General features: G+C 33.4%; 27 protein-coding genes and 1 pseudogene. 10 read left to right on the plus strand and 18 right to left on the minus strand.

Features of this window, described 5'->3' with window-relative positions:
* Positions 1 to 17: 17 nt before the first annotated feature.
* Together tmk and zapE are read right to left on the minus strand one after the other, a co-directional pair.
* Positions 18 to 635 (minus strand): dTMP kinase, encoded by a 618-nt coding sequence (gene tmk, locus AAHM80_RS03400; protein WP_341747428.1) that lies wholly within the window; start codon positions 633 to 635, stop codon positions 18 to 20.
* On the minus strand, positions 625 to 1,656 hold the full coding sequence (gene zapE / locus AAHM80_RS03405) for a cell division protein ZapE (protein WP_342260283.1): 1,032 nt from the start codon (positions 1,654 to 1,656) through the stop codon (positions 625 to 627). Before zapE ends, tmk begins: the two co-directional genes overlap by 11 nt.
* Positions 1,657 to 1,873: 217 nt before the next feature.
* Here zapE and tnpA (AAHM80_RS03410) point away from each other — a divergent pair, with 217 nt between their 5' ends.
* Both tnpA (AAHM80_RS03410) and AAHM80_RS03415 read left to right on the plus strand, forming a co-directional pair.
* Positions 1,874 to 2,305, plus strand: a complete 432-nt coding sequence (gene tnpA / locus AAHM80_RS03410; protein ID WP_342259494.1) for an IS200/IS605 family transposase — start codon at positions 1,874 to 1,876, stop codon at positions 2,303 to 2,305.
* Positions 2,306 to 2,813: 508 nt separating this feature from the next.
* Positions 2,814 to 3,455, plus strand: a complete 642-nt coding sequence (locus AAHM80_RS03415) for an HD domain-containing protein (RefSeq protein ID WP_342260284.1) — start codon at positions 2,814 to 2,816, stop codon at positions 3,453 to 3,455.
* Positions 3,456 to 3,527: 72 nt separating this feature from the next.
* On the opposite strand, the gene tnpA (AAHM80_RS03420) is transcribed toward AAHM80_RS03415, so the two are convergent.
* The 6 genes and pseudogenes from tnpA (AAHM80_RS03420) to AAHM80_RS03445 all read right to left on the minus strand — a co-directional run bounded on the left by tnpA (AAHM80_RS03420) (position 3,528) and on the right by AAHM80_RS03445 (position 6,802).
* Complete coding sequence (gene tnpA, locus AAHM80_RS03420; RefSeq protein ID WP_342259383.1) at positions 3,528 to 3,959, minus strand: IS200/IS605 family transposase; 432 nt, start codon at positions 3,957 to 3,959, stop codon at positions 3,528 to 3,530.
* A 51-nt stretch (positions 3,960 to 4,010) separates the two neighbouring features.
* Positions 4,011 to 4,571 carry an IS630 family transposase gene (locus tag AAHM80_RS03425; RefSeq protein WP_342259384.1) on the minus strand — a complete coding sequence of 187 codons (561 nt, stop codon included), beginning with the start codon at positions 4,569 to 4,571 and terminating at the stop codon, positions 4,011 to 4,013.
* Positions 4,565 to 5,065 carry a helix-turn-helix domain-containing protein gene (locus tag AAHM80_RS03430; RefSeq protein WP_342259385.1) on the minus strand — a complete coding sequence of 167 codons (501 nt, stop codon included), beginning with the start codon at positions 5,063 to 5,065 and terminating at the stop codon, positions 4,565 to 4,567. The genes AAHM80_RS03425 and AAHM80_RS03430 overlap by 7 nt, the downstream gene beginning before the upstream one ends.
* A 352-nt stretch (positions 5,066 to 5,417) precedes the next feature.
* Positions 5,418 to 5,978, minus strand: coding sequence for an IS630 family transposase (locus AAHM80_RS03435; protein ID WP_342259405.1), 561 nt, complete (start codon positions 5,976 to 5,978; stop codon positions 5,418 to 5,420).
* Positions 5,972 to 6,088: pseudogene (locus tag AAHM80_RS03440) on the minus strand (winged helix-turn-helix domain-containing protein); the annotation flags it as partial. The gene AAHM80_RS03435 and the pseudogene AAHM80_RS03440, both read right to left, overlap by 7 nt.
* Positions 6,089 to 6,439: 351 nt before the next feature.
* Positions 6,440 to 6,802 carry a phosphotransferase-like protein gene (locus tag AAHM80_RS03445; RefSeq protein WP_342260285.1) on the minus strand — a complete coding sequence of 121 codons (363 nt, stop codon included), beginning with the start codon at positions 6,800 to 6,802 and terminating at the stop codon, positions 6,440 to 6,442.
* A gap of 61 nt (positions 6,803 to 6,863) precedes the next feature.
* Here AAHM80_RS03445 and AAHM80_RS03450 point away from each other — a divergent pair, with 61 nt between their 5' ends.
* Both AAHM80_RS03450 and AAHM80_RS03455 read left to right on the plus strand, forming a co-directional pair.
* On the plus strand, positions 6,864 to 7,364 hold the full coding sequence (locus AAHM80_RS03450) for a helix-turn-helix domain-containing protein (RefSeq protein ID WP_342259385.1): 501 nt from the start codon (positions 6,864 to 6,866) through the stop codon (positions 7,362 to 7,364).
* On the plus strand, positions 7,358 to 7,918 hold the full coding sequence (locus AAHM80_RS03455) for an IS630 family transposase (protein ID WP_342259384.1): 561 nt from the start codon (positions 7,358 to 7,360) through the stop codon (positions 7,916 to 7,918). The genes AAHM80_RS03450 and AAHM80_RS03455 overlap by 7 nt, the downstream gene beginning before the upstream one ends.
* Here the strand turns inward: AAHM80_RS03455 and AAHM80_RS08575 are convergent.
* Both AAHM80_RS08575 and AAHM80_RS03460 read right to left on the minus strand, forming a co-directional pair.
* The gene (locus AAHM80_RS08575) at positions 7,884 to 8,057 is read right to left on the minus strand and encodes a phosphotransferase-like protein (protein ID WP_410521513.1); all 174 of its coding nucleotides are present in this window, start codon (positions 8,055 to 8,057) and stop codon (positions 7,884 to 7,886) included. The two genes, AAHM80_RS03455 and AAHM80_RS08575, sit on opposite strands and share 35 nt — an antisense overlap.
* A complete protein-coding gene (locus tag AAHM80_RS03460) occupies positions 8,050 to 8,988 on the minus strand; it encodes a folate-binding protein (RefSeq protein WP_342260286.1) in 939 nt (312 codons plus the stop codon). The genes AAHM80_RS08575 and AAHM80_RS03460 overlap by 8 nt, the downstream gene beginning before the upstream one ends.
* Positions 8,989 to 9,121: 133 nt before the next feature.
* Here AAHM80_RS03460 and AAHM80_RS03465 point away from each other — a divergent pair, with 133 nt between their 5' ends.
* Complete coding sequence (locus AAHM80_RS03465; protein WP_342260287.1) at positions 9,122 to 9,925, plus strand: RMD1 family protein; 804 nt, start codon at positions 9,122 to 9,124, stop codon at positions 9,923 to 9,925.
* Between the two features lie 21 nt (positions 9,926 to 9,946).
* Here AAHM80_RS03465 and der read toward each other — a convergent pair whose 3' ends face one another.
* The gene (gene der / locus AAHM80_RS03470) at positions 9,947 to 11,296 is read right to left on the minus strand and encodes a ribosome biogenesis GTPase Der (RefSeq protein WP_342260288.1); all 1,350 of its coding nucleotides are present in this window, start codon (positions 11,294 to 11,296) and stop codon (positions 9,947 to 9,949) included.
* Between the two features lie 183 nt (positions 11,297 to 11,479).
* On the opposite strand from der, the gene phaZ reads away from it, so the two are divergent.
* Both phaZ and AAHM80_RS03480 read left to right on the plus strand, forming a co-directional pair.
* A complete protein-coding gene (gene phaZ / locus AAHM80_RS03475; RefSeq protein WP_342260289.1) occupies positions 11,480 to 12,724 on the plus strand; it encodes a polyhydroxyalkanoate depolymerase in 1,245 nt (414 codons plus the stop codon).
* Between the two features lie 82 nt (positions 12,725 to 12,806).
* Positions 12,807 to 13,457: a hypothetical protein gene (locus AAHM80_RS03480; RefSeq protein ID WP_342260290.1), complete on the plus strand. Its 651-nt coding sequence runs from the start codon at positions 12,807 to 12,809 to the stop codon at positions 13,455 to 13,457.
* Here the strand turns inward: AAHM80_RS03480 and tnpA (AAHM80_RS03485) are convergent.
* The 6 genes from tnpA (AAHM80_RS03485) to AAHM80_RS03510 form a co-directional block, all read right to left on the minus strand.
* Positions 13,440 to 13,874 carry an IS200/IS605 family transposase gene (gene tnpA / locus AAHM80_RS03485; RefSeq protein ID WP_342260291.1) on the minus strand — a complete coding sequence of 145 codons (435 nt, stop codon included), beginning with the start codon at positions 13,872 to 13,874 and terminating at the stop codon, positions 13,440 to 13,442. The genes AAHM80_RS03480 and tnpA (AAHM80_RS03485) overlap by 18 nt on opposite strands.
* A gap of 562 nt (positions 13,875 to 14,436) precedes the next feature.
* Positions 14,437 to 15,039 (minus strand): ATP-dependent Clp endopeptidase proteolytic subunit ClpP, encoded by a 603-nt coding sequence (gene clpP / locus AAHM80_RS03490; RefSeq protein ID WP_341748024.1) that lies wholly within the window; start codon positions 15,037 to 15,039, stop codon positions 14,437 to 14,439.
* Between the two features lie 147 nt (positions 15,040 to 15,186).
* The gene (locus AAHM80_RS03495) at positions 15,187 to 16,158 is read right to left on the minus strand and encodes an SPFH domain-containing protein (RefSeq protein WP_341748025.1); all 972 of its coding nucleotides are present in this window, start codon (positions 16,156 to 16,158) and stop codon (positions 15,187 to 15,189) included.
* 85 nt (positions 16,159 to 16,243) lie between these two features.
* Entirely contained in the window at positions 16,244 to 17,257 is a 1,014-nt protein-coding gene (locus AAHM80_RS03500; RefSeq protein WP_342260292.1) for an efflux RND transporter periplasmic adaptor subunit, read from the minus strand.
* Positions 17,233 to 17,994: a DUF2608 domain-containing protein gene (locus AAHM80_RS03505; protein WP_342260293.1), complete on the minus strand. Its 762-nt coding sequence runs from the start codon at positions 17,992 to 17,994 to the stop codon at positions 17,233 to 17,235. The genes AAHM80_RS03500 and AAHM80_RS03505 overlap by 25 nt, the downstream gene beginning before the upstream one ends.
* Complete coding sequence (locus tag AAHM80_RS03510; protein WP_342260294.1) at positions 17,991 to 18,755, minus strand: alpha/beta hydrolase; 765 nt, start codon at positions 18,753 to 18,755, stop codon at positions 17,991 to 17,993. Before AAHM80_RS03510 ends, AAHM80_RS03505 begins: the two co-directional genes overlap by 4 nt.
* 24 nt (positions 18,756 to 18,779) lie before the next feature.
* Between AAHM80_RS03510 and AAHM80_RS03515 the strand changes: the two genes are divergently transcribed.
* From AAHM80_RS03515 to acpS, 3 genes are all read left to right on the plus strand, one after another.
* On the plus strand, positions 18,780 to 19,946 hold the full coding sequence (locus AAHM80_RS03515) for a glycosyltransferase family 4 protein (RefSeq protein ID WP_341748029.1): 1,167 nt from the start codon (positions 18,780 to 18,782) through the stop codon (positions 19,944 to 19,946).
* Positions 19,947 to 20,112: 166 nt separating this feature from the next.
* The gene (gene rpoZ, locus AAHM80_RS03520; RefSeq protein ID WP_341751722.1) at positions 20,113 to 20,505 is read left to right on the plus strand and encodes a DNA-directed RNA polymerase subunit omega; all 393 of its coding nucleotides are present in this window, start codon (positions 20,113 to 20,115) and stop codon (positions 20,503 to 20,505) included.
* Complete coding sequence (gene acpS, locus AAHM80_RS03525) at positions 20,502 to 20,885, plus strand: holo-ACP synthase (RefSeq protein ID WP_341751721.1); 384 nt, start codon at positions 20,502 to 20,504, stop codon at positions 20,883 to 20,885. Before rpoZ ends, acpS begins: the two co-directional genes overlap by 4 nt.
* Here acpS and sucD read toward each other — a convergent pair.
* Positions 20,882 to 21,760, minus strand: coding sequence for a succinate--CoA ligase subunit alpha (gene sucD, locus AAHM80_RS03530; protein ID WP_341751720.1), 879 nt, complete (start codon positions 21,758 to 21,760; stop codon positions 20,882 to 20,884). The two genes, acpS and sucD, sit on opposite strands and share 4 nt — an antisense overlap.
* Between the last annotated feature and the right edge of the window lie 11 nt (positions 21,761 to 21,771).

The raw sequence follows: 21,771 nt of genomic DNA on the forward strand, positions 1-21,771 counted from the left end.
TTTATCTTCCATCTTATTCACCAAACCTTTGTAACGAGCATCGCAACTATTATATCATGAATTTCTTGTACACTAAGAGTTGAGGCATTTATTTTTACTATTCTATTTGGAAATTTAGCTGATATATATTGAAATCCGTCATAGACTTTTTGATGAAATTCAATATTTTTGCTTTCAAATTTGTTATTATTCCCTCGCACTAATGCCCTTGGTAAGGCAATATTTGGATCTATATCAATAAAAAATGTAATATCAGGCATCACATCAGATATTAAAGACTTATGAAGATCATAAACTAAATCAATCCCTATATCTTGCCCTTGATAACAAGCAGTAGAATCTACAAACCTATCACAAATAACTGATATCCCACAATCTAGTTTAGGAATAATCCTTTTATGAACATGTTCATAACGTGCTGCCATGATTTGCAGCAATTCTGACATAGGTAGCAAATCTTGATTAACTAAAATGTCACGCATCTTCTCCGCAGAAATAGTCCCCCCTACTTCACGTGTTAAATCTGCTGAAATATTTTGTGATAGTAAATACTGGTATAACATATTACTTTGGGTGGATTTACCGCACCCTTCTCCACCCTCAAACGTAATAAATTTACCCTTTTTAATTGACATAGCTATCACTATTCATCTCATATAATCTTGAAATAGTTCTGTTAAATTCACCTTTGCGAAAACCATTCTGATATATTTTTATAGGTTCATCTTGTAATGTCATGAATAATACAACCTTATAAAAATAAGCATTATCAACAAAATTAATAAACCTAACAGCTAAGTCTGTGTTATCAGAACTTATTATACGAATATTTTCTACTATTATGATAGAAAATTTTTGGCAAATATTTACATAATCAACATAACCTAATTCTCTTACAAATAGCTCTTCAAAATCTATCACTAATATTTTTTCACTAGCCATTTTAAAAGATATTTTACGCCCAAAAACTAGGATATCCTTAGAAACTAATCGGTTATTACTATTTAACTTGCTAATAATATTCTGTATCTCAAGCTTATTATCTTCATTAATTGGGTATATTATACGTCTATTAGTCGTGTGTATAATTTTATCTAATCTATAATCATGATCACTATCCAAATGCATAACTTCAAACTTTTGATAAATCTCTTTAATTATTGGCAAAAAAGAATTTCTTTGTAAACCATCTTTATACAAATCTTTTGGCTCTATATTACTAGTAATGAAGATAAACACCTTATGTCTTATGAGTTCAAGGAGCAGCGGCCCTATTATCATAGCATCAGTTATGTCTTTAATTTCAAACTCATCTATGCATATTACTTCCGCCTGCTTTGCATAATTTGCAGCAATTCTTTTGATAATATTATTTTTAGATTGTGATTTATCTTGCAACTGATAAATATCTTTATGTACCGATTGCATAAAGTTTTGGTAATGTACCATTAATTTCTTAATTTGCAATATTTGGAAAAAATGTTGCATTAATACAGTTTTACCATTACCTACATTACCATATAAATATATAGCTTTTTTTGCTAATAAACTGCTATTAAAGAATCTAAAAAACGACTTATCTTCAATTTGTTTAGCAAACTCTTTAATTCTGCTGAGCAAAAGCAACTGCTTTTCGTCAAATTTTAATTCAGGCAATATATTACATTCTCATTTTAGATTTAGTATAACCTGAACCTGAGTTCGATATAAGAATAATTATTCCCCCTGCAAAAGTGATGTCATTCCTAACTCAATGATAGGTAAGCCACTAGTTTGACTAGTGAGACCATCAAGGCTTGGCCTTTAGATTTAGTATAAAATAAAAAGTTATCATATATAACTTCTTTGGCTTGACGGTCAAAGGAGAAAATATATGACAACATACGAAAGTTTAAATCATTCTAAATGGGATTGCAAATATCATATTGTGTTTATTTCAAAGTGTCGTAAAAAAGAATTGTACGGGAAGGTTAGAAAATATCTTGGGAACGTATTCCATGAGTTAGCTTTTCAACGTGGGAGAAAGATCATAGAGGGGCATATGGTACAAGATCATGTGCATATGCTCATCAAGATTCCTCCTAAATATTCTGTAGCTGAAGTAATAGGCTATATCAAGGGGAAAAGTGCTATAGCCGTTGCTAGGCAGTTTGGTGGACGAAAACGTAATTTTAATGGAGAAAAGTTGTGGGCTAGAGGTTATGCGGTCTCAACTGTAGGATTTGAAGAGAATCAGATCAAACACTACATTAAGAATCAAGAGCAACTTGATAGTTTAGGCTCTGACGAATCAGGAGAATTTTAATTAACAATGGCAGCCCTTTGGGCTGCTCATAACCGTCAAGCCCCTCGCTTTGCGAGGGCGTTCTGACTTATAGCAGGAATCCATGATACTTAATAGCCTTTCAGGCTATTTTTAGTCCCCGCCGTAGCAACACCGAGACTATTAAACTGATCTCCTATATCGAACTCAGGTGTATAGGTAAAATTAGAAAATAAACTATTAATACTCTGAAATAAATAATAAATATATAACAATTTACACCAAGGCAACCTTATTAAAATATTACTCTAGTTTTTTCTAGCAAGAGTTCTATAACAATAGAAATTTTACTGGTACTTTTTTGTCTAGTCATTTACAGTTTACACAACGATTTATAGGATATGTGAATATAAAGGAAGTAGCTGTCTATTTATACAACAACAAAATGCAAAAATATTCATCTTTTGTAAAAATAGATAAAAAATCCTTAGTAATAATTTATATTTTAGTTTAACCTATAAATTGAATATAAAAATATTTAGGGTTTTTTATGGAAGAAGAAGAAATTAATTATTGGAACAACTCAAAGTATGCACCTTGTCAATATGCTACTAGGTTACTGGACAAATTACGTAAGATGAATGAGGAAGTAAATCGACCAATAGATATTAACGAAGTTAAAAAAGCAATATATTACGCCAAGAAATATCATGGTAGCCAAATGCGGCAGTCAGGCGAGCCTTATTACTCCCATCCACTAGAGGTAGCATATATGATTTCTGATTATCTTTTCCGCACTGACATTATTGTTACCAGCATACTACATGATACCATCGAAGATACAGAACTTACCGAAAAGATGATTGCCTATATCTTTGGGAAGCAGGTTGCTAGTCAAGTAGAAGACTTAAGCAGGAACAAGCCTCACGGAAAGATTAGCTCGGCGGAAACATTAGATATATTACTTCAACAAGAAAAATATGATGTGGCATTGATTAAATTATTTGATCGAACTCATAATATACAAACTCTAGAAACTAAATCACCGGAGAAAGCAAAAAAAATTATAATAGAAACCCTTAGTAGGTTTATGAGCCTTAGTATGTATTTTAATACACCAACAATTGAGCAAAATTTTGCAGAATTATGTTCTAAAGTAATACATAATTATTATAAAACTAATAACTATTAGTTACAGTCAGAACGCCCTCGCAAAGCGAGGGGCTTGACGGTTATGAGCAGCCCAAAGGGCTGCCATTGTTAATTAAAATTCTCCTGATTCGTCAGAGCCTAAACTATCAAGTTGCTCTTGATTCTTAATGTAGTGTTTGATCTGATTCTCTTCAAATCCTACAGTTGAGACCGCATAACCTCTAGCCCACAACTTTTCTCCATTAAAATTACGTTTTCGTCCACCAAACTGCCTAGCAACGGCTATAGCACTTTTCCCCTTGATATAGCCTATTACTTCAGCTACAGAATATTTAGGAGGAATCTTGATGAGCATATGCACATGATCTTGTACCATATGCCCCTCTATGATCTTTCTCCCACGTTGAAAAGCTAACTCATGGAATACGTTCCCAAGATATTTTCTAACCTTCCCGTACAATTCTTTTTTACGACACTTTGGAATAAACACAATATGATATTTGCAATCCCATTTAGAATGATTTAAACTTTCGTATGTTGTCATATATTTTCTCCTTTGACCGTCAAGCCAAAGAAGTTATACCAATTGCAATAATTAACACGGTGTATTTATCCAGTCTCTATACATAATTGATTTTACTAAATCTACATTATGAGCAAATTGATTCCAAGCGTAACAAGCCATAGTGACGATATCTTCATATACACCATAACATTGGTTAGACAAGAAATGATTTTTGATCCATTCCCAAACTTGTTCCATTGCATTAAGTTCCGGTGCATAGGGCGGAAGCGGTATCAAAGTGATATTGCTTGGCACAGTTAGTTTTTTGGCTGTGTGCCAACCTGCATTATCCGTTAGTAAAGCTATATGTCGGTTGCCTTGAATACTGCGAGAAAGGTCTTCTAAGAATTTATTCATTGCCTGTGTATTTGCATATGGTAAAATTAATGCAAAAGCTTCTCCTGTATCATGGCAAGCAGCTCCATAAATATATGTTGAAATGAATTGCTGTTGCCGAACTTTACGGGGTCTAGTGCCACGCTTAGCCCATATACGAGTTAAGCTACCTTGTTGCCCAACTCGAGTTTCATCCTGAGACCATATATCAACTTTACATCTATCGATATTTTTTGGTAATAATTCTGTTAGCATGTCTGGGAAGTTTTTTTATATGTATTTTGAGTCTCTTGATTTGACTTTGGATGCATTGAACGAGAAGTAATCCAGCTAAAACCAAGGCGGTGCATAGTATTGTAGACTGTTTTTAAAGTACATTTAGCACCATATTCCTCAAGTAACATGATATGTAGCTCCTTTCCAGTTATATACCCACCAGTTTTACTTTCACTGAGCGTATTGATTTTATCAAAAAGAGCAGACTCTTGTATAGTGTTAATCTTCCTAGGGGCACCGCTTCTTTGTGATTCAAATAATCCTTCAAAACCATGATTCCTAAATCTTCTGAGCCATGATTGCACAGTTTTCCAGTGTGACTTCACTATTTCAGATATGGCTTTAAAAGATTTGCCTAATTGAAGGTAATACATCGCCAATAAACGTATACGATTTCGACCATGCGGCTCATGTTTCATCATTTTTATAAAATCATGACCATGAAAACCTTGCGGTAATATTAACCTAGCCATTTGAGTACCTTTATCAGTTAAAAACCCATTTTACACCACTGCGTTAATTATTGCAATTGGTATTATATATGATAACTTTTTATTTTATACTAAATCTAAAGGCCAAGCCTTGATGGTCTCACTAGTCAAACTAGTGGCTTACCTATCATTGAGTTAGCTTTTTCAAAATGAATATTCATAACATATCCTGTAACAAGGTTTATCTTATTTTTTCTTGGCTATAACTTCATAATAATGATCAATTTTTCTATCCTCTGATGCCTTATACCCAAGTTGTTCCATGAGAGGCAACATGCAAGAGAGGTCCTCCATTGCACAGTAACGAATTTTGATATTATACCAATTGCAATAATTAACACGGTGTATTTATCCAGTCTCTATACATAATTGATTTTACTAAATCTACATTATGAGCAAATTGATTCCAAGCGTAACAAGCCATAGTGACGATATCTTCATATACACCATAACATTGGTTAGACAAGAAATGATTTTTGATCCATGCCCAAACTTGTTCCATTGCATTAAGTTCCGGTGCATAGGGCGGAAGCGGTATCAAAGTGATATTGCTTGGCACAGTTAGTTTTTTGGCTGTGTGCCAACCTGCATTATCCGTTAGTAAAGCTATATGTCGGTTGCCTTGAATACTGCGAGAAAGGTCTTCTAAGAATTTATTCATTGCCTGTGTATTTGCATATGGTAAAATTAATGCAAAAGCTTCTCCTGTATCATGGCAAGCAGCTCCATAAATATATGTTGAAATGAATTGCTGTTGCCGAACTTTACGGGGTCTAGTGCCACGCTTAGCCCATATACGAGTTAAGCTACCTTGTTGCCCAACTCGAGTTTCATCCTGAGACCATATATCAACTTTACATCTATCGATATTTTTTGGTAATAATTCTGTTAGCATGTCTGGGAAGTTTTTTTATATGTATTTTGAGTCTCTTGATTTGACTTTGGATGCATTGAACGAGAAGTAATCCAGCTAAAACCAAGGCGGTGCATAGTATTGTAGACTGTTTTTAAAGTACATTGTTATGGTGTATATGAAGATATCGTCACTATGGCTTGTTACGCTTGGAATCAATTTGCTCATAATGTAGATTTAGTAAAATCAATTATGTATAGAGACTGGATAAATACACCGTGTTAATTATTACAATTGGTATAAATATGGTGTCGATTCCAATCTGTTTCACCATGACGTAAAAAATAAAAAGGTTTTAAGGGAAGCGTCATAACTGTAATCTCTCATGCATAGTTATAAAACCTTGTGGTGCAGGATTCTCCTCTACAAAAATCAGAATTTGCTTGGCAATCTCAAAAGGTGACTTGCTCGTAGTATCAACTGTTAAATCATATTCTCGCAGGCTACCTTACGTGGACTCTATCTATTTGGTCATTAGATAAACCTATAGCACGATCACAGCGTAAAATTTCTCGCTCCTGCATCACTGAAAGATCACAAAAAACTCCAACAAAATAGACAATATAGCCATTCAAGCTTTTTATATAAGATTTGAGGCAAGCATCTTCAAATAAGACTTCATCAATGATAAGGTTATTGTTACGACTTGCAAGTAGATTGGCAAAATCTGGCATGATACCAAAGAGCTGTTCACCTTTTGGATTAGTTTCAACACGCATGGTTGGTCCACGATCATTTATCCCCGGAACGAAGGAAAAGTATCTAACATCCGGTTTATCATCAGATGAGCATGGTAATGGTGTCATACCAATTGCAATAATTAACGCAGTGGTATAAAATGGGTTTTTAACTGATAAAGGTACTCAAATGGCTAGGTTAATATTACCGCAAGGTTTTCATGGTCATGATTTTATAAAAATGATGAAACATGAGCCGCATGGTCGAAATCGTATACGTTTATTGGCGATGTATTACCTTCAATTAGGCAAATCTTTTAAAGCCATATCTGAAATAGTGAAGTCACACTGGAAAACTGTGCAATCATGGCTCAGAAGATTTAGGAATCATGGTTTTGAAGGATTATTTGAATCACAAAGAAGCGGTGCCCCTAGGAAGATTAACACTATACAAGAGTCTGCTCTTTTTGATAAAATCAATACGCTCAGTGAAAGTAAAACTGGTGGGTATATAACTGGAAAGGAGCTACATATCATGTTACTTGAGGAATATGGTGCTAAATGTACTTTAAAAACAGTCTACAATACTATGCACCGCCTTGGTTTTAGCTGGATTACTTCTCGTTCAATGCATCCAAAGTCAAATCAAGAGACTCAAAATACATATAAAAAAACTTCCCAGACATGCTAACAGAATTATTACCAAAAAATATCGATAGATGTAAAGTTGATATATGGTCTCAGGATGAAACTCGAGTTGGGCAACAAGGTAGCTTAACTCGTATATGGGCTAAGCGTGGCACTAGACCCCGTAAAGTTCGGCAACAGCAATTCATTTCAACATATATTTATGGAGCTGCTTGCCATGATACAGGAGAAGCTTTTGCATTAATTTTACCATATGCAAATACACAGGCAATGAATAAATTCTTAGAAGACCTTTCTCGCAGTATTCAAGGCAACCGACATATAGCTTTACTAACGGATAATGCAGGTTGGCACACAGCCAAAAAACTAACTGTGCCAAGCAATATCACTTTGATACCGCTTCCGCCCTATGCACCGGAACTTAATGCAATGGAACAAGTTTGGGAATGGATCAAAAATCATTTCTTGTCTAACCAATGTTATGGTGTATATGAAGATATCGTCACTATGGCTTGTTACGCTTGGAATCAATTTGCTCATAATGTAGATTTAGTAAAATCAATTATGTATAGAGACTGGATAAATACACCGTGTTAATTATTGCAATTGGTATCATACTAATAAAAGTATCTATGCCAAAAGTAAGCCAAGAATCCTTACTTAAATACTGTATTGCTCTTGCGATAGATGTTTTACCAGCAGAGCCACATCCATTTAAAAATATAATCTTACTCATATGTACAGCTCCTCCAAGGTGGAACAACCAAAGAAACAGGTAAGTTTTTTACAGTAATAGCTGTATTTTGCGATACATGATAGTCGTCCACTCTAATTAAAGCTATTGCACTATTCTTATAGCTTGAACATACTACTCCAATTTTTGTATTATTTGCCATAATTTCATCATCTTTTGAGATATCTAAACTGTCTGTAGTAGCAGATATACTCTCCTTCCCCTTCGAATTGGAACGTAAAGCAAGGGGTGAGTGAGCGGAGCGTACATCTAGTACGTGAGCACGCGAATCCCCCACAGTTTTACGAAGCCAATTCGAAGGGGAAGGAGAGTATAATTTAAATATTTTTTTCCTTACTACTCCTTGGTATTTTGTTCTTGAAATAACTTCCTGTCCAATATAGCAACCCTTAGTGTAACTTACAGCGTTTAATTCCTCACAGCCATATTCGACAGGAATGGATCTGTTGAAAATTAGATCCTCATACCCATCAACTATGGCAAAATTATATTTATCTTGCAGGTATAGTCCTGCTGTTCCTGTAGTTATTGGTACATCTTTACTAACAATGGAACGAAAACCGAGTTGATCATAACGAGGGTCTTTGTATCCATTAAATTCCAGCTGTTGTTTTGAGTAAATAACCTGATAGATGTTAGTTAAGTCGTTCACTTCAATTTTAGCACGTAATTTATACTGCACTAAGTGATTTTTAAATAAATCAGACTGATTAACATTTATATCAATAAAAAGTCTTGTTGCTGATAGTTTTAATACAAAAAAATCAAATAAATACCTTCCTTGATTATTTAGAGCATAACTGTAACAATAATCATTATTTTTTATATCATTAGTTGTCAAATTATGCAAAAAATTCATCGCATCATCACCCACAACTTCAATAATTGCTCTATTTGTTAATATTTCATGCATAATTACCAACTATGATATTTTAATTGACTTTAATAAGTTTTATAATACAGTATTATACTGATGCAATAGTTGTTTGCTATAAATTATTTATTATATGAGATGTGCTTCCTACTGTACGACTTCTGAATATAAGATGAATGACTTAGTAATAAATCTCAATAAGATTGGTCTTGAACCTAAACACTTTGATGATGTACTATATATTCAAAAAGAACAAGTAAAAAACTTAGACCCTATAGATGTTTTCTTTTTCCCATTTGGCTGTGTTACTATATGGGGAGCTGAAGAAAGCCAAGAGAAAATGATTCTAGACGATATAGTAGCTCTGCAAGCTAATCAAACTGACGAGATAATGTCTGACTTTATTTATTTTGATTATGATAAAACTACAGGTAAAACCTTTATAGATGAAGAAAAAAACCAAATCATTCTAGCAGATAAATCAACTTTTATAAAATTATCTATATCGCATGCTTTAGCTCAGTCAGTTAAACTTAGTGTACTAGAAAAATCAGTAAGTAATTTAATTGTAAAAACAACGCCAATTCAACAAGAACTAGCCAGCACTGGCAGTGTATCACTTTCAAAAAAGGAAATATCTCAACAAATTGGCATATTATTTAACGAACGATATTCCATTAATTTACACAGCGATATACTAGATACTCCTGAATTTTTTTGGCGTCGTCCTAGTTATGAACCTTTATACTTAATGACTGCAGAGTTTCAAGATATTCAAATTCGTCAGAATATTCTTAACCATCGACTGAACATGATCCATGAACTCTATAACATTTTGTCAAATGACTTAAACTATAAACACTCAACTAGACTTGAATGGATCATTATAATATTAATTACCATAGAAGTAGTACTATCCCTTATTCATGATAAACTCTTTTTCAAAATAATTGGTTATCTTCTGAATAAAATTTAATTGACTCTACTTACATTAGACCTATGACTTTACATATGGATTCTCAGTTTTAGTATAAGTAAATCTTATTGGCACACCGGGTAAATTAAAAGCTTCCCGCAAGTTGTTTACAAGGTATCTAGTATAACTATCCGTGATTTTCTCAGGATTATTAGAGAATAATTTAAAAGTTGGTGGGCGAGTTTTTGTTTGGGTCATATATTTAATTCTAACACGTCTACCACCTTTTTGTAAGGGCAGCGGATGTTGCTCGAGTGCAAAACCTAACCAATTATTCAGTTTACTAGTAGCAATTTTTTTATTCCATAAAGTATAAACTTTTATAGCCTCATCTAATACCATATTAATATTCTGCTTTTTTAAGGCTGATATGAATATTATCGATACTCCCTTAACTTGTGGTAGATTGGTTTCCATCTTATAAAAAAATTCTTCCTTAAATTTATCTCTATTTTTCCCTTCAATTAAATCCCACTTATTAACTACTATAAGCAGGCTTCTGCCTTGCTCTATAACATAACTAGCAATATTTAGATCTTGTTGCTTCAAATTCATTTGTGCATCAACCATCAGAATAACAGTATTAGCAAACTTAATACTATTAATAGTATCAGAAGCTGATAATTTTTCTAAGGACTTGTTAATAGCTCCCTTTTTTCTTAGACCAGCCGTATCAATTAATTTAAATTTATTATCATTATATAGCCAATCAATTTCTATAGATTCCCTTGTTATACCGGCTTCAGGTCCTGTTAACAATCTTTCATTATTAATAATACTATTAATAAAAGTAGATTTTCCTGCATTTGGTCTACCACTCACCACTATTTGTATATAGTCAGCCTTTATTGGGTCGATTAATTCTTCCTCTAGTTCCTCATCTCCTAATTTTTCAGTTATTGCATCGTGTAAATCTGCCATACCAACACCATGTTCTGCAGAAATTGGCACTACATTATCAAAACCAAGCTTGTAGTATTCTTTAGCAAAATCAAACCGTCCTTCACATTTATTGACAATCAACACAGATTTTTTATCATATTTTCTGATAAAATTAGCAAAAAACTTATCTTCCGGTAATACACCATTTTTGCCATCCACCATAAGGCATAGCAAGTCTGCTTCTAGAATGGCTTCTACAGTCTGCTGCATCATTCTATATTCTAATTTCGCACCTTCCGCTTCTTCTAAACCAGGAGTATCAATTACCATAAAATCGAATGGTCCAATTTGAGCATCAGCATATTTTCGATCACGTGTTACCCCCGGGAGATCATGTACGATAGCCTTTTTCCTGATAGCCAAACGATTAAAGAGCGTAGACTTCCCTACATTGGGTCTACCAATAATCGCCACAATTTTTTTATGCATCACCTTTATATTATCATAATAATTCATTAGCACTAATACTCAAATACGCAAATTCGGGATAAGAATTTATCAATTCTTATCCAAATTGGGGTAAATCATTTGAATATTGCAGTATTTGAGTATATTATTAACACTTAATTATATAAAATTAAAGCATAAACAGACTTCTAAAGGACAAATATTATGCATAATGGCAGTTCTAATAATCTTTATTATGCACTAGAAGGCTTTAAAACTATGCTTATTCCAATGCGAGCAAACATAGAAATTTTAGAGCAGTGGTTTAAAAATAGTAATAATCCTGTAAAAGATAGCGGCTATACTCACGTTATGTTAGCATATTTGACACTTGCTGAAAGGATGACTAGAACATACAAGAAGCCAGAATTTAACATTAATGAATGTATTATTGATGGTACGTCTTATGTTGTTAAAGAAAAAACAGTTGCTACTAAAACATTTTGTCAATTAAAGCATTTTAGCAAAATTGGTATTAAGCAAGAAATGCCAAAGTTATTAATAATTGCTCCAATGTCAGGACACCATGCTACCTTACTTAGGGACACTGTAACTGAAATGCTCCCCTATGCAGATGTATATATTACAGATTGGCTTGATGCAAGCACTATACCTAATCAACTTGGTAAATTTAACTTAGATGATTTTATAGACTACTTAATTGAGTTTATGACGTTTCTAGGACCAAATCTGCACACTATGGCAGTATGCCAACCAACAGTCCCCCTTCTAGCTGCCATTAGTATAATGTCTGCAAATAATGATGTAAATGTGCCGCGGTCAATGATTCTGATAGGTGGACCTATTGATGCAAGGCTTAATCCTACAGATGTTGACTTGTTTGCAATCCATAAAAGCATGCAATGGTTTTGCCAAATGATGATTACATCCGTCCCCTTTAACTATCCTGGTTACGGAAGAAATGTCTATCTAGGGTTTTTACAACTTATGGGTTTTATCAGTTTAAATATTCCTCGGCATATTAATTCGCATTTGGATTTACTACAAAATTTGCTAGATGGCAACCTTGAAAAAGCTAATCATACCATAAAATTTTATGATGAATATTTAGCCACTATGGATATAACATCAGAATTCTATCTCCAAACAATACAAGAAGTATTTAAAGATTTTGCTCTTGCCAAAGATGAATTTGTCTCAAAAAATCGTAAAGTTCATTTAAAAAATATAACAAATTGTGCTTTACTAGGTATCGAAGGCGAGAATGACGATATAGCTGCGGTTGGACAAACTAAAGCTGCATTAGATTTGTGTTCCGGTATTCCTATGACAATGAAAAAATATCATTTACAAAAGGGAGTTGGGCATTACGGCTTATTTAGTGGTAGCAAATTCAAACAGTTTATTGTACCGATAATTAAGGATTTTATATATAGTTGTCAAAATTAGACTTCTAATGCAAAAAAGTTATTGCATTAATTATTAATCCGTTTATAACGGATTAATAATTAACTAATTAAATGCAAATTATATGAGCAAAAAAAAATTTCAGCTTTTACCACAAAGAGAAATTCAAGTAAATCTTAATTCACTTAAATCACTTCCAACAAGACAAAGTGATAAAGATTTTATAGACAATATTTGTTCTAATGCTCATCCTGAAGTGTTAATGGCACTAATTAAGAAAAAAATGTTGGGAACTGATATAGAACTAACAACAGAAGCTTTGCTTGTTAATTTATGTTCTTATCAAGAATATAAGGGGAGGCAGTATACACCCAACAAACGACTTGCCACATTTATTGAAAAGTATGGCAATATTATAATTAGCAAAATTCATCCAACTAATCCAAGCATCACATTTAAGAAGCCAAATGATGATATAGTAAAAGTAATCTCTACCCAAAATAGTTTAAATATAGGTCAAAGTAAAAATGTATGGACGTCTTATGCCGAAGCATTACTAAACTTACACAACTATAAATCAAAAGACACAGTAATACCTAAGGATATACACTGTATAAAAGAGTCTTTCCTATTAATTATAGATTCTATAGATAAGAGCACACTATTTATTGAATTATTTTTTGATTTTACCAAAGTCAGAACGCCCTCGCAAAGCGAGGGGCTTGACGGTTATGAGCAGCCCAAAGGGCTGCCATTGTTAATAAAATTCTCCTGATTCGTCAGAGCCTAAACTATCAAGTTGCTCTTGATTCTTAATGTAGTGTTTGATCTGATTCTCTTCAAATCCTACAGTTGAGACCGCATAACCTCTAGCCCACAACTTTTCTCCATTAAAATTACGTTTTCGTCCACCAAACTGCCTAGCAACGGCTATAGCACTTTTCCCCTTGATATAGCCTATTACTTCAGCTACAGAATATTTAGGTGGAATCTTGATGAGCATATGCACATGATCTTGTACCATATGCCCCTCTATGATCTTGCTCCCACGTTGAAAAGCTAACTCATGGAATACGTTCCCAAGATATTTTCTAACCTTCCCGTACAATTCTTTTTTACGACACTTTGAAATAAACACAATATGATATTTGCAATCCCATTTAGAATGATTTAAATTTTCGTATGTTGTCATATATTTTCTCCTTTGACCGTCAAGCCAAAGAAGTTATATATGATAACTTTTTATTTTATACTAAATCTAAAGGCCAAGCCTTGATGGTCTCACTAGTCAAACTAGTGGCTTACCTATCATTGAGTTATTAGATGCAATTAATATATTTCCTAATTTATACGCTGCTATTGATTCTAGTTTAAAATTAGATGATCTTAGTAAGTGGGAGAACATTCTAAGAAAAGGTTTTACTTCAAGAAAAAATGCTGAAAATGGCATTAAGTACTTAAAAAAACATGGTATTTATGAAGCAAAAGATTGTAGTAATGATGTTAGATTAGTTGCTCATAAAACTTATATAAACGAAAATAACGAAAAATTAATGTTATTTACTGAACAAATGAATCATAAAGAAGTAAAAAAATATATAGGGAATACTACTTACGAAGAGATTTATTGTACTAATCATAATAATGAACTGCCACTAATAGGAGCATCGTCGATGGATGAATAGAGTCAAGACTCGGTACAATGTCATTCCCCCGCGTAAGCGGGAATCCATAACATCTAACAGCCTTTTAAACTATTTTCTTACTAAGATTTTTGCTCTATCGGTGATAATTTCATCAACTAGTCCAAATGATTTAGCTACTTCGGGATCCATGAAATTATCACGTTCCATACTTTTTTCAATAGAATCTAGTTCTTGTCCTGTATGTTTGACATACAAGTTATTGAGCATTCTTTTTAATTTCATGGTTTCTTTAGCATGAATTTCTATATCTGTAGCTTGCCCTTGGTAACCACCTGACGGTTGATGGATCATTATACGACTATGTGGCAGAGCATAACGCATACCTTTCTCTCCAGCAGTGAGTAACATAGAACCCATTGAACAAGCCTGTCCTATACAAAGCGTAGAAATCTTAGGTTTAATATATTGCATAGTATCGTAAATTGCCAAACCAGAAGTTACAACACCACCAGGAGAATTAATATACATGAAAATATCTTTTTCTGGATTTTCTGCCTCTAAGAACAGTAATTGTGCAACCACTACATTTGCCATATAATCTTCAATTTGACCACAAACAAAAACGATACGTTCTTTTAACAACCTAGAATAGATATCATAGGCTCTTTCCCCTCTAGGGGTTTGTTCAACTACTATAGGCACGTACGTCATTAAATTTTCTCCTAAATTTATTGTAACCTGATTATTGTAACCTGAGTTCGATATAACTTGTTATCAATATAGTCCCTGTTAGGGTTGACATTCGAAAATGCTTAGAATAATAATTATTTTTATGTCGAATTCAAGTTAAATAAGTAATTACTCACTAGCACTAGTTTGTTTCTTCATAGAAGATTCCTTAGACAATTTTTTATTGCTCACTGATTTTAGCTGATCAAAAATGCTTAAAGCTTGAGTTATAAAACTTCCTGGTTCAGAAAGATTTGCCGGAAGAATTACTGTATTGCTATCTTTGGCTAACTCACCAAAAGCATTTATATATTGTTCAGCAATTTTTAAAGATACTGCGTCATTACCCCCAGACTTTTGAATAGATGCGGCAATAACTTCAATACTTTTAGCAGTAGCCATTGCTACTAATCCTATTGCCTCAGCTTCACCTTTAGCTCTATTTACTTGGTCAGTATAGGAAGCTTCAGAATTTAATACAACTTGAGCCTTCTCACCTTCTGCATGGTTTATTTTTGCTTGTCTATTGCCTTCTGAATCCAAAATTTGAGCTCGTTTCTGACGTTCTGCTGCAACTTGTAATTCCATCGCTTTAAGTATTGTTTGTGGTGGCTGAATATCTTTAATTTCATAACGCATACATTGTATCCCCCAATTCATTGCAGCTTGGTTAATAGCAGACACAATAGCGATGTTTAACGTTTCCCGTTCTTCAAAAGTCCTATCTAATGGTAATTTACCTATTTCTGAACGCATGGTGGTCTGTGCAAGCTGTGTGATGGCATAATATGGACTATTAACACCATAAGATGCAGCGACTGGATCAACAATTTTTACATATAAAACACCATCTATTAATAACGTAACATTATCATTTGAAATGGCTGTTTGAGCAGTAACATCAATAGCTTCTTCCTTCAGGGTGTGTTTATAGGCTACTCTCTGAATCACTGGAATCAAAATATTCAATCCTGGCTGCAGAACCCTATCAAATTTTCCAAACTTTTCTACAACCCATGCTTGTTGTTGTGGTACAACCTTAACCATCTGTACAATAATAAGAATTGCCACGATACTACAAACTAATAATATATATTCCATTTTAATCCTCTGTTAATTTAATCTTAGTTCGGTGACATCGTTCGCAGTTGATGCTTAACAATGTAACCTGTTATATGAATTCAGGTTAATCTAACAATTTGACGACACTACCATCATAAATCTTAGTAATCCCTTCTAATACCACCATATCTCCTTCCTTAATTTCACTTGAGATAATCTCTGTTAAACCATTTAAACTAGTGCCAAGTTTAACATAAAGTTGTTGTACCTTATTGTCATTGACTTTATATACAAAATACTCACCTTTATTATTACTCTGTACCGATTGATTAGGCACAGCTAAATTCCTATGTTTGTTAAGAATTAGATCTATATTTACATAGCTTCCATGCACAATATTACTATTAGAATCAATGATAACTTTAGCACTTATAGTACCATTATCTGAAACATATTGTGAGATTTCAGCAATTTTTCCATTAATTAATCCACCCTTATTATCGGTTATCACTAAATTAGTGGATTCTGACACCTGATTATAAAGCCCCTCAGGTAGCTCCATTAAAATATTATCAGTAGTAGAGTTTTGAGCAATAATGCTAAAAAGATAATCTCCTTGTTTTATCTTATCCCCTATTTTGGATTTTATTATACCAATATATCCATCAAATGGAGCTATAAGAACCATATCGTTGTAACTATTCATTGCTTTAGCAAAAGCAAGCCTAGCTTCTTCTAACTCGCTATTAGATTTTTCTAGCACATCACTACTAATATATTTTTTGGCAAATAATTCCTTGTCACGGTTATAAGAAGCCATAGCTTTTCTTAAAGAGACTTCCGCTTGTGACTTAATTGACATAGCTAAATCTTGGTCAATAATAAGCAAAACATCACCTTGATGGATCTTACCTCCTTGGGAAGTAGATACTAAATCAAGTCTACCAGAAACATTTGCATAATAATCACGGCTCATACCACTCTTACATTGTCCTATAACACTGAAAACATTATATAAATCAGCCATTTGTACTTTAGTAGCTTTTACCCCAATACTCTCTTGTTTTTCAGCTATAGCATAGCAAGAAGTAATGCATATACACAAAAAAATAATTATAGTTTTAAATCTGTTATCCAACGATGTTCCTTCTCTAAAATCTCAAAACGAATTTTTTCACTTTTTTCATCTAGTTCTGTTTCCGGGATCAAAGAAGCTCCGTCAAATTCAAAACCATAAAAATTAATCTGTAATTTGCTACATATTTTTGCCACTGACTCAATATTTTCTAAAATATCATCAACAAATATTATTGTTTTAGGATAGTAGTTTTTTCTATGTAAAATATTCTCTAATACTGCACCTTTATCAACATCGGCTGTAAGAATCACACCTTCTTTCATCGTTGGCATACCACCCCCAATATGTAATTCATCAACTAATATTTCCTCTTTTATCGGAGTAGATTTCATAAAATCTATATTTATCCCTTTAAGCTCTGTAAGACGCCAATTGGTAAAATCCTCAATAACACCAAATTTCCCTGTGTATAATTTGGTCAGAGCAGCAGTTGGGATTTGCATCTCCCATAATCTACCTAGTATATCAGTTATATTATAGTCCACTAAGCGAATAGTACGATTTTTTAAAATAATACTGTATAAAAGATGCCTTTCTTCTCTCGTAAGACGGTTTTTGCTTTCAGCACGCCACTGCCGCCTATAAGGATGAGTTAAGCGATATTCATCTTGATCCATGATAAGTACGTCATCTACATCAAAAAGCACCAAGCTATCTTGATCTAATTTATCTATTACTTCCGATATCTTTAAAAAATCGGAAACTTTAGTTATTTTAGCAAATATATGTTTATTCATCGTTCTAATGATAAGTTTATTATTTCTTCCAAAGAATTAGCTATTATAGCTAAATCTGATTCTCGTACAAGAGTATGAACTCCATCTTTTATCAATTTTATCACTACCATGTCACTAGTAATTTTTTCTGCAAGGTTATTTGAGATGGTATAAGGTACGTCCTCATCTAGCATCCCGTGAATTAAATGTATAGCTCCCTTAAGATTAATACTATTTGAATTTAGTAACAAGTGATTTCTAGCTTCGAGTATTAATTGATAACTTATTGGATATTTATCGTTGCAATTACGCCCACTAATCTCAAGGTATTTTTGTTGTTGCATTTGTGTTTTTTGCATTTCAGTTAAGTTTTGCCAAATAGTTTCTGTAAAATCTAGGGCAGGAGCAATACAAACAAGACCACAAACTTTACTAGGAAATTTTATAGCAGCAAGAATGGCTAACCAACCACCCATGCTGGAGCCTATGATAATAGCTGGTTGCACTACAAGTTTATTTAAAACTAGTTCAACCCCTGTAAGCCAAGATCCAATCGTTTCATCTAGAAATCTACCTGATGATTCTCCATGACCAAAATTATCAAATGTGATAAAATTATAATCACGTTTTTTACAGTAATTCTCAAGAAATATAGCCTTTTTACCATTCATACCCGACATCAAGCCATGCAAAAAAATTACCGATGGCATATTTTTTTTGCTACTTTTGTGATGATTGTAAGTGATAAATCTTTTCTTTTCTGTATTATATATTTTATGCATTTAAATTAATTACGTAAAAGATTAATGATTTCATCAGATTCACCCAAACGATATCATAAACCCACCATTTTGCAAGTAGTTCCAGCTTTATTCTCTGGTGGAGTAGAGCGAGGAACAATTGAAGTGGCTAAAATGTTAAAAAAAGTTGATTATAATGTTATTGTAGTCTCATCTGGTGGTTCATTGGTTGAAGAATTAGTGGCAGCAGGAGTGCCACATATTTCTATGAATAGTGCTACTAAAAATCCTTTGACAATATGGAAAAACGCAAGAATTCTGTCAGAAATAATTAAGGAATATAACGTAGATATAGTACATGCAAGATCGAGAGCTCCAGCTTGGAGTTGTTATATGGCGGCAAAGGCTACAGGCACTAAATTCTTAACCACATTCCACGGAATTTACAACATCTCGAATCCTTTCAAACATTTTTATAATAGCGTCATGGTCAAAGGCGAAAAGATCATAGCTGTGTCTAATTTTGTAAAACACCATATATTAATTAATTATCAAATCCTAGAAGATCAAATTGTTGTAATATATCGAGGGGTAGATTATAGTTATTTTGATCCAAAAAATGTTACAGAAGAAAAGTTACTAAAACATAAAAAGAAATACGGTATATCTAACAATACTCCTATAATATTGTTACCATCAAGAATGACCAGTTGGAAGGGGCATCTTACCCTTGTTGAAGCACTTGGCAAATTAAAACATCTAGATTTCTACTGTCTAATGGTTGGAGATTTATCCAAACATCCCAATTTTACCAATCGAGTAAAATCTCTTATAAACTTATTGAAGCTACAAAGTAAAATTCAAATTTTTGGTAATGAAGCTGATATGCTCAGCCTTTACGGTGTTTCAGATATAGTAATATCTACTTCAATTGAGCCAGAAGCATTTGGTCGCACTATAACTGAAGGACAATCAATGGAAAAGCTAGTAATTGCTACAAATATAGGTGGAGCTATTGAAACAATATTAGATAAAAAAACTGGATTTCATGTCAAACCAAACGATGCTGTTGATTTAGCAGAAAAAATCGAACATTGCTTATCTATACTCAAAACCAATGAAGGTAACAAAATACAACAAGCAGCAAGAAAAGCAGTCATCGATAATTTTTCCCTTGATTTAATGCTTAGTAAAACCTTAGATCTATATAAAGAAATGCTCAAAAAAACATAATATTTTCCCCAATTCTTTGTAGTGTCCTTACATCTTTCCACCTGTATCTATGATTTTTAAACTACCCTAGAGAGGCAATGAAAATTCTATTCTTGAAATCTACTAATTATACTTTATACTGATCCGTTATTGTATATATATCTTATAAAATTAAAAAGAGAGTATTATGGCTAGGATAACGATTGAAGATTGTGTTGGAAAGATTCACGATAGATTTAAGCTTGTAGCTTTAGCTGCTCAAAGAGCAAATGATATAAATTCTGGTAGTAAAATGACTATTAATAACGTGAAAGGCGATAAGGCAACTGTACTGGCATTACGTGAAATAGCTGCTGGCCATATAACGATTCCAGCCCTAAAGGCACAATTATTAAAACGTCTTCGAACAAAAAGCAGAATCGATCCTATTGATGAAGAAAATACTGATGCTTCCCTTGATACTGCTGTAGAAGAGTTTGATTATTTACCAAACGGCTCAGATCTTTGTGTTACTGAAGACTACTCTGATTTAGATGATCAAATATTTGATGATAATGCTAGTGATGATGAACAAAAATGATTATTGGTGTTGGTACAGATATAGTACAAATTCCAAGAATAGAAAGGATATTAAACCTATATGACCAGCGTTTTGTAAACATAATTCTTTCTAAAACGGAAATACAAAAGCTAACTTCTCTAAGTAAAGACCAATATGGTTGTTTTTTGGCAAAAAGGTTTGCTGCGAAAGAGGCAGTTAGCAAAGCCCTTGGTATCGGAATTGGGCGGGGTTTACGATTTAAAGACATCTCTATACTAAATGATGCCTTAGGAAAGCCCTTTGTCCAAATTTGTCATCCTGAAAATCCAAACAAATTTGGACAAATCAAAATTCACTTGTCCATTTCAGACGATTACCCAATTTCTGTAGCTTTTGCAGTTATTACCTCTAAGGTTTAGAGCTTCTCTAATAGTTCAAACATAGTTTTACCAATATCAGCTGGCGATCTAGTGATAGTAACACCTGCACTTTGCAATGCCTCCAACTTATCTTCAGCTGAACCCTGTCCATTAGAAATAATTGCACCAGCATGCCCCATTCTTTTACCTTCAGGAGCAGTAACACCAGCAATGAAAGTAACTATTGGTTTTTTAATCTTTGAGCTTTTTATTAATTCAGCAGCCTTTTCCTCAGCATCCCCTCCTATTTCACCAATCATAATAATCGATTCTGTTTCATCATCTTGTAAAAACATTTCAATACAATCAACAAAATCGGTGCCATTAACTGGATCTCCACCAATACCAATACAGGTAGATTGACCAAGACCAACAGCTGTAGTCTGTGCTACTGCTTCATAAGTCAAAGTACCGGACCGGGATATAATTCCTACCCTGCCTCTCTTATGAATATAACCAGGCATTATGCCGATTTTGCATTCATCAGGAGTAATAATGCCAGGACAATTTGGCCCAATTAATCTAGTTTTTGATCCGATTAATGCCCTTTTGACCTTTATCATATCAAGTATCGGTATTCCCTCTGTAATACACACTACCAAACTAATTCCTGCATCTATAGCTTCCAAAATTGAATCAGCAGCAAAAGGTGGTGGAACATAAATAACGCTGGCAGTAGCCTTAGTTTTTGCAACTGCCTCATGTACTGTATTATATACAGGTAGATCTAGATGAGTATTTCCACCTTTTCCAGGAGTTACCCCTCCTACCATTTTAGTACCATAACTGATTGCCTGCTCAGAATGAAAAGTCCCTTGAGAGCCAGTAAAACCTTGGCAAATTACTTTTGTATTTTTATCAACTAATATTGACATATATGCATTTT

Source organism: Candidatus Tisiphia endosymbiont of Metellina segmentata (assembly GCF_964030715.1).
In the GTDB taxonomy this organism is placed as follows: Bacteria; Pseudomonadota; Alphaproteobacteria; order Rickettsiales; family Rickettsiaceae; genus Tisiphia.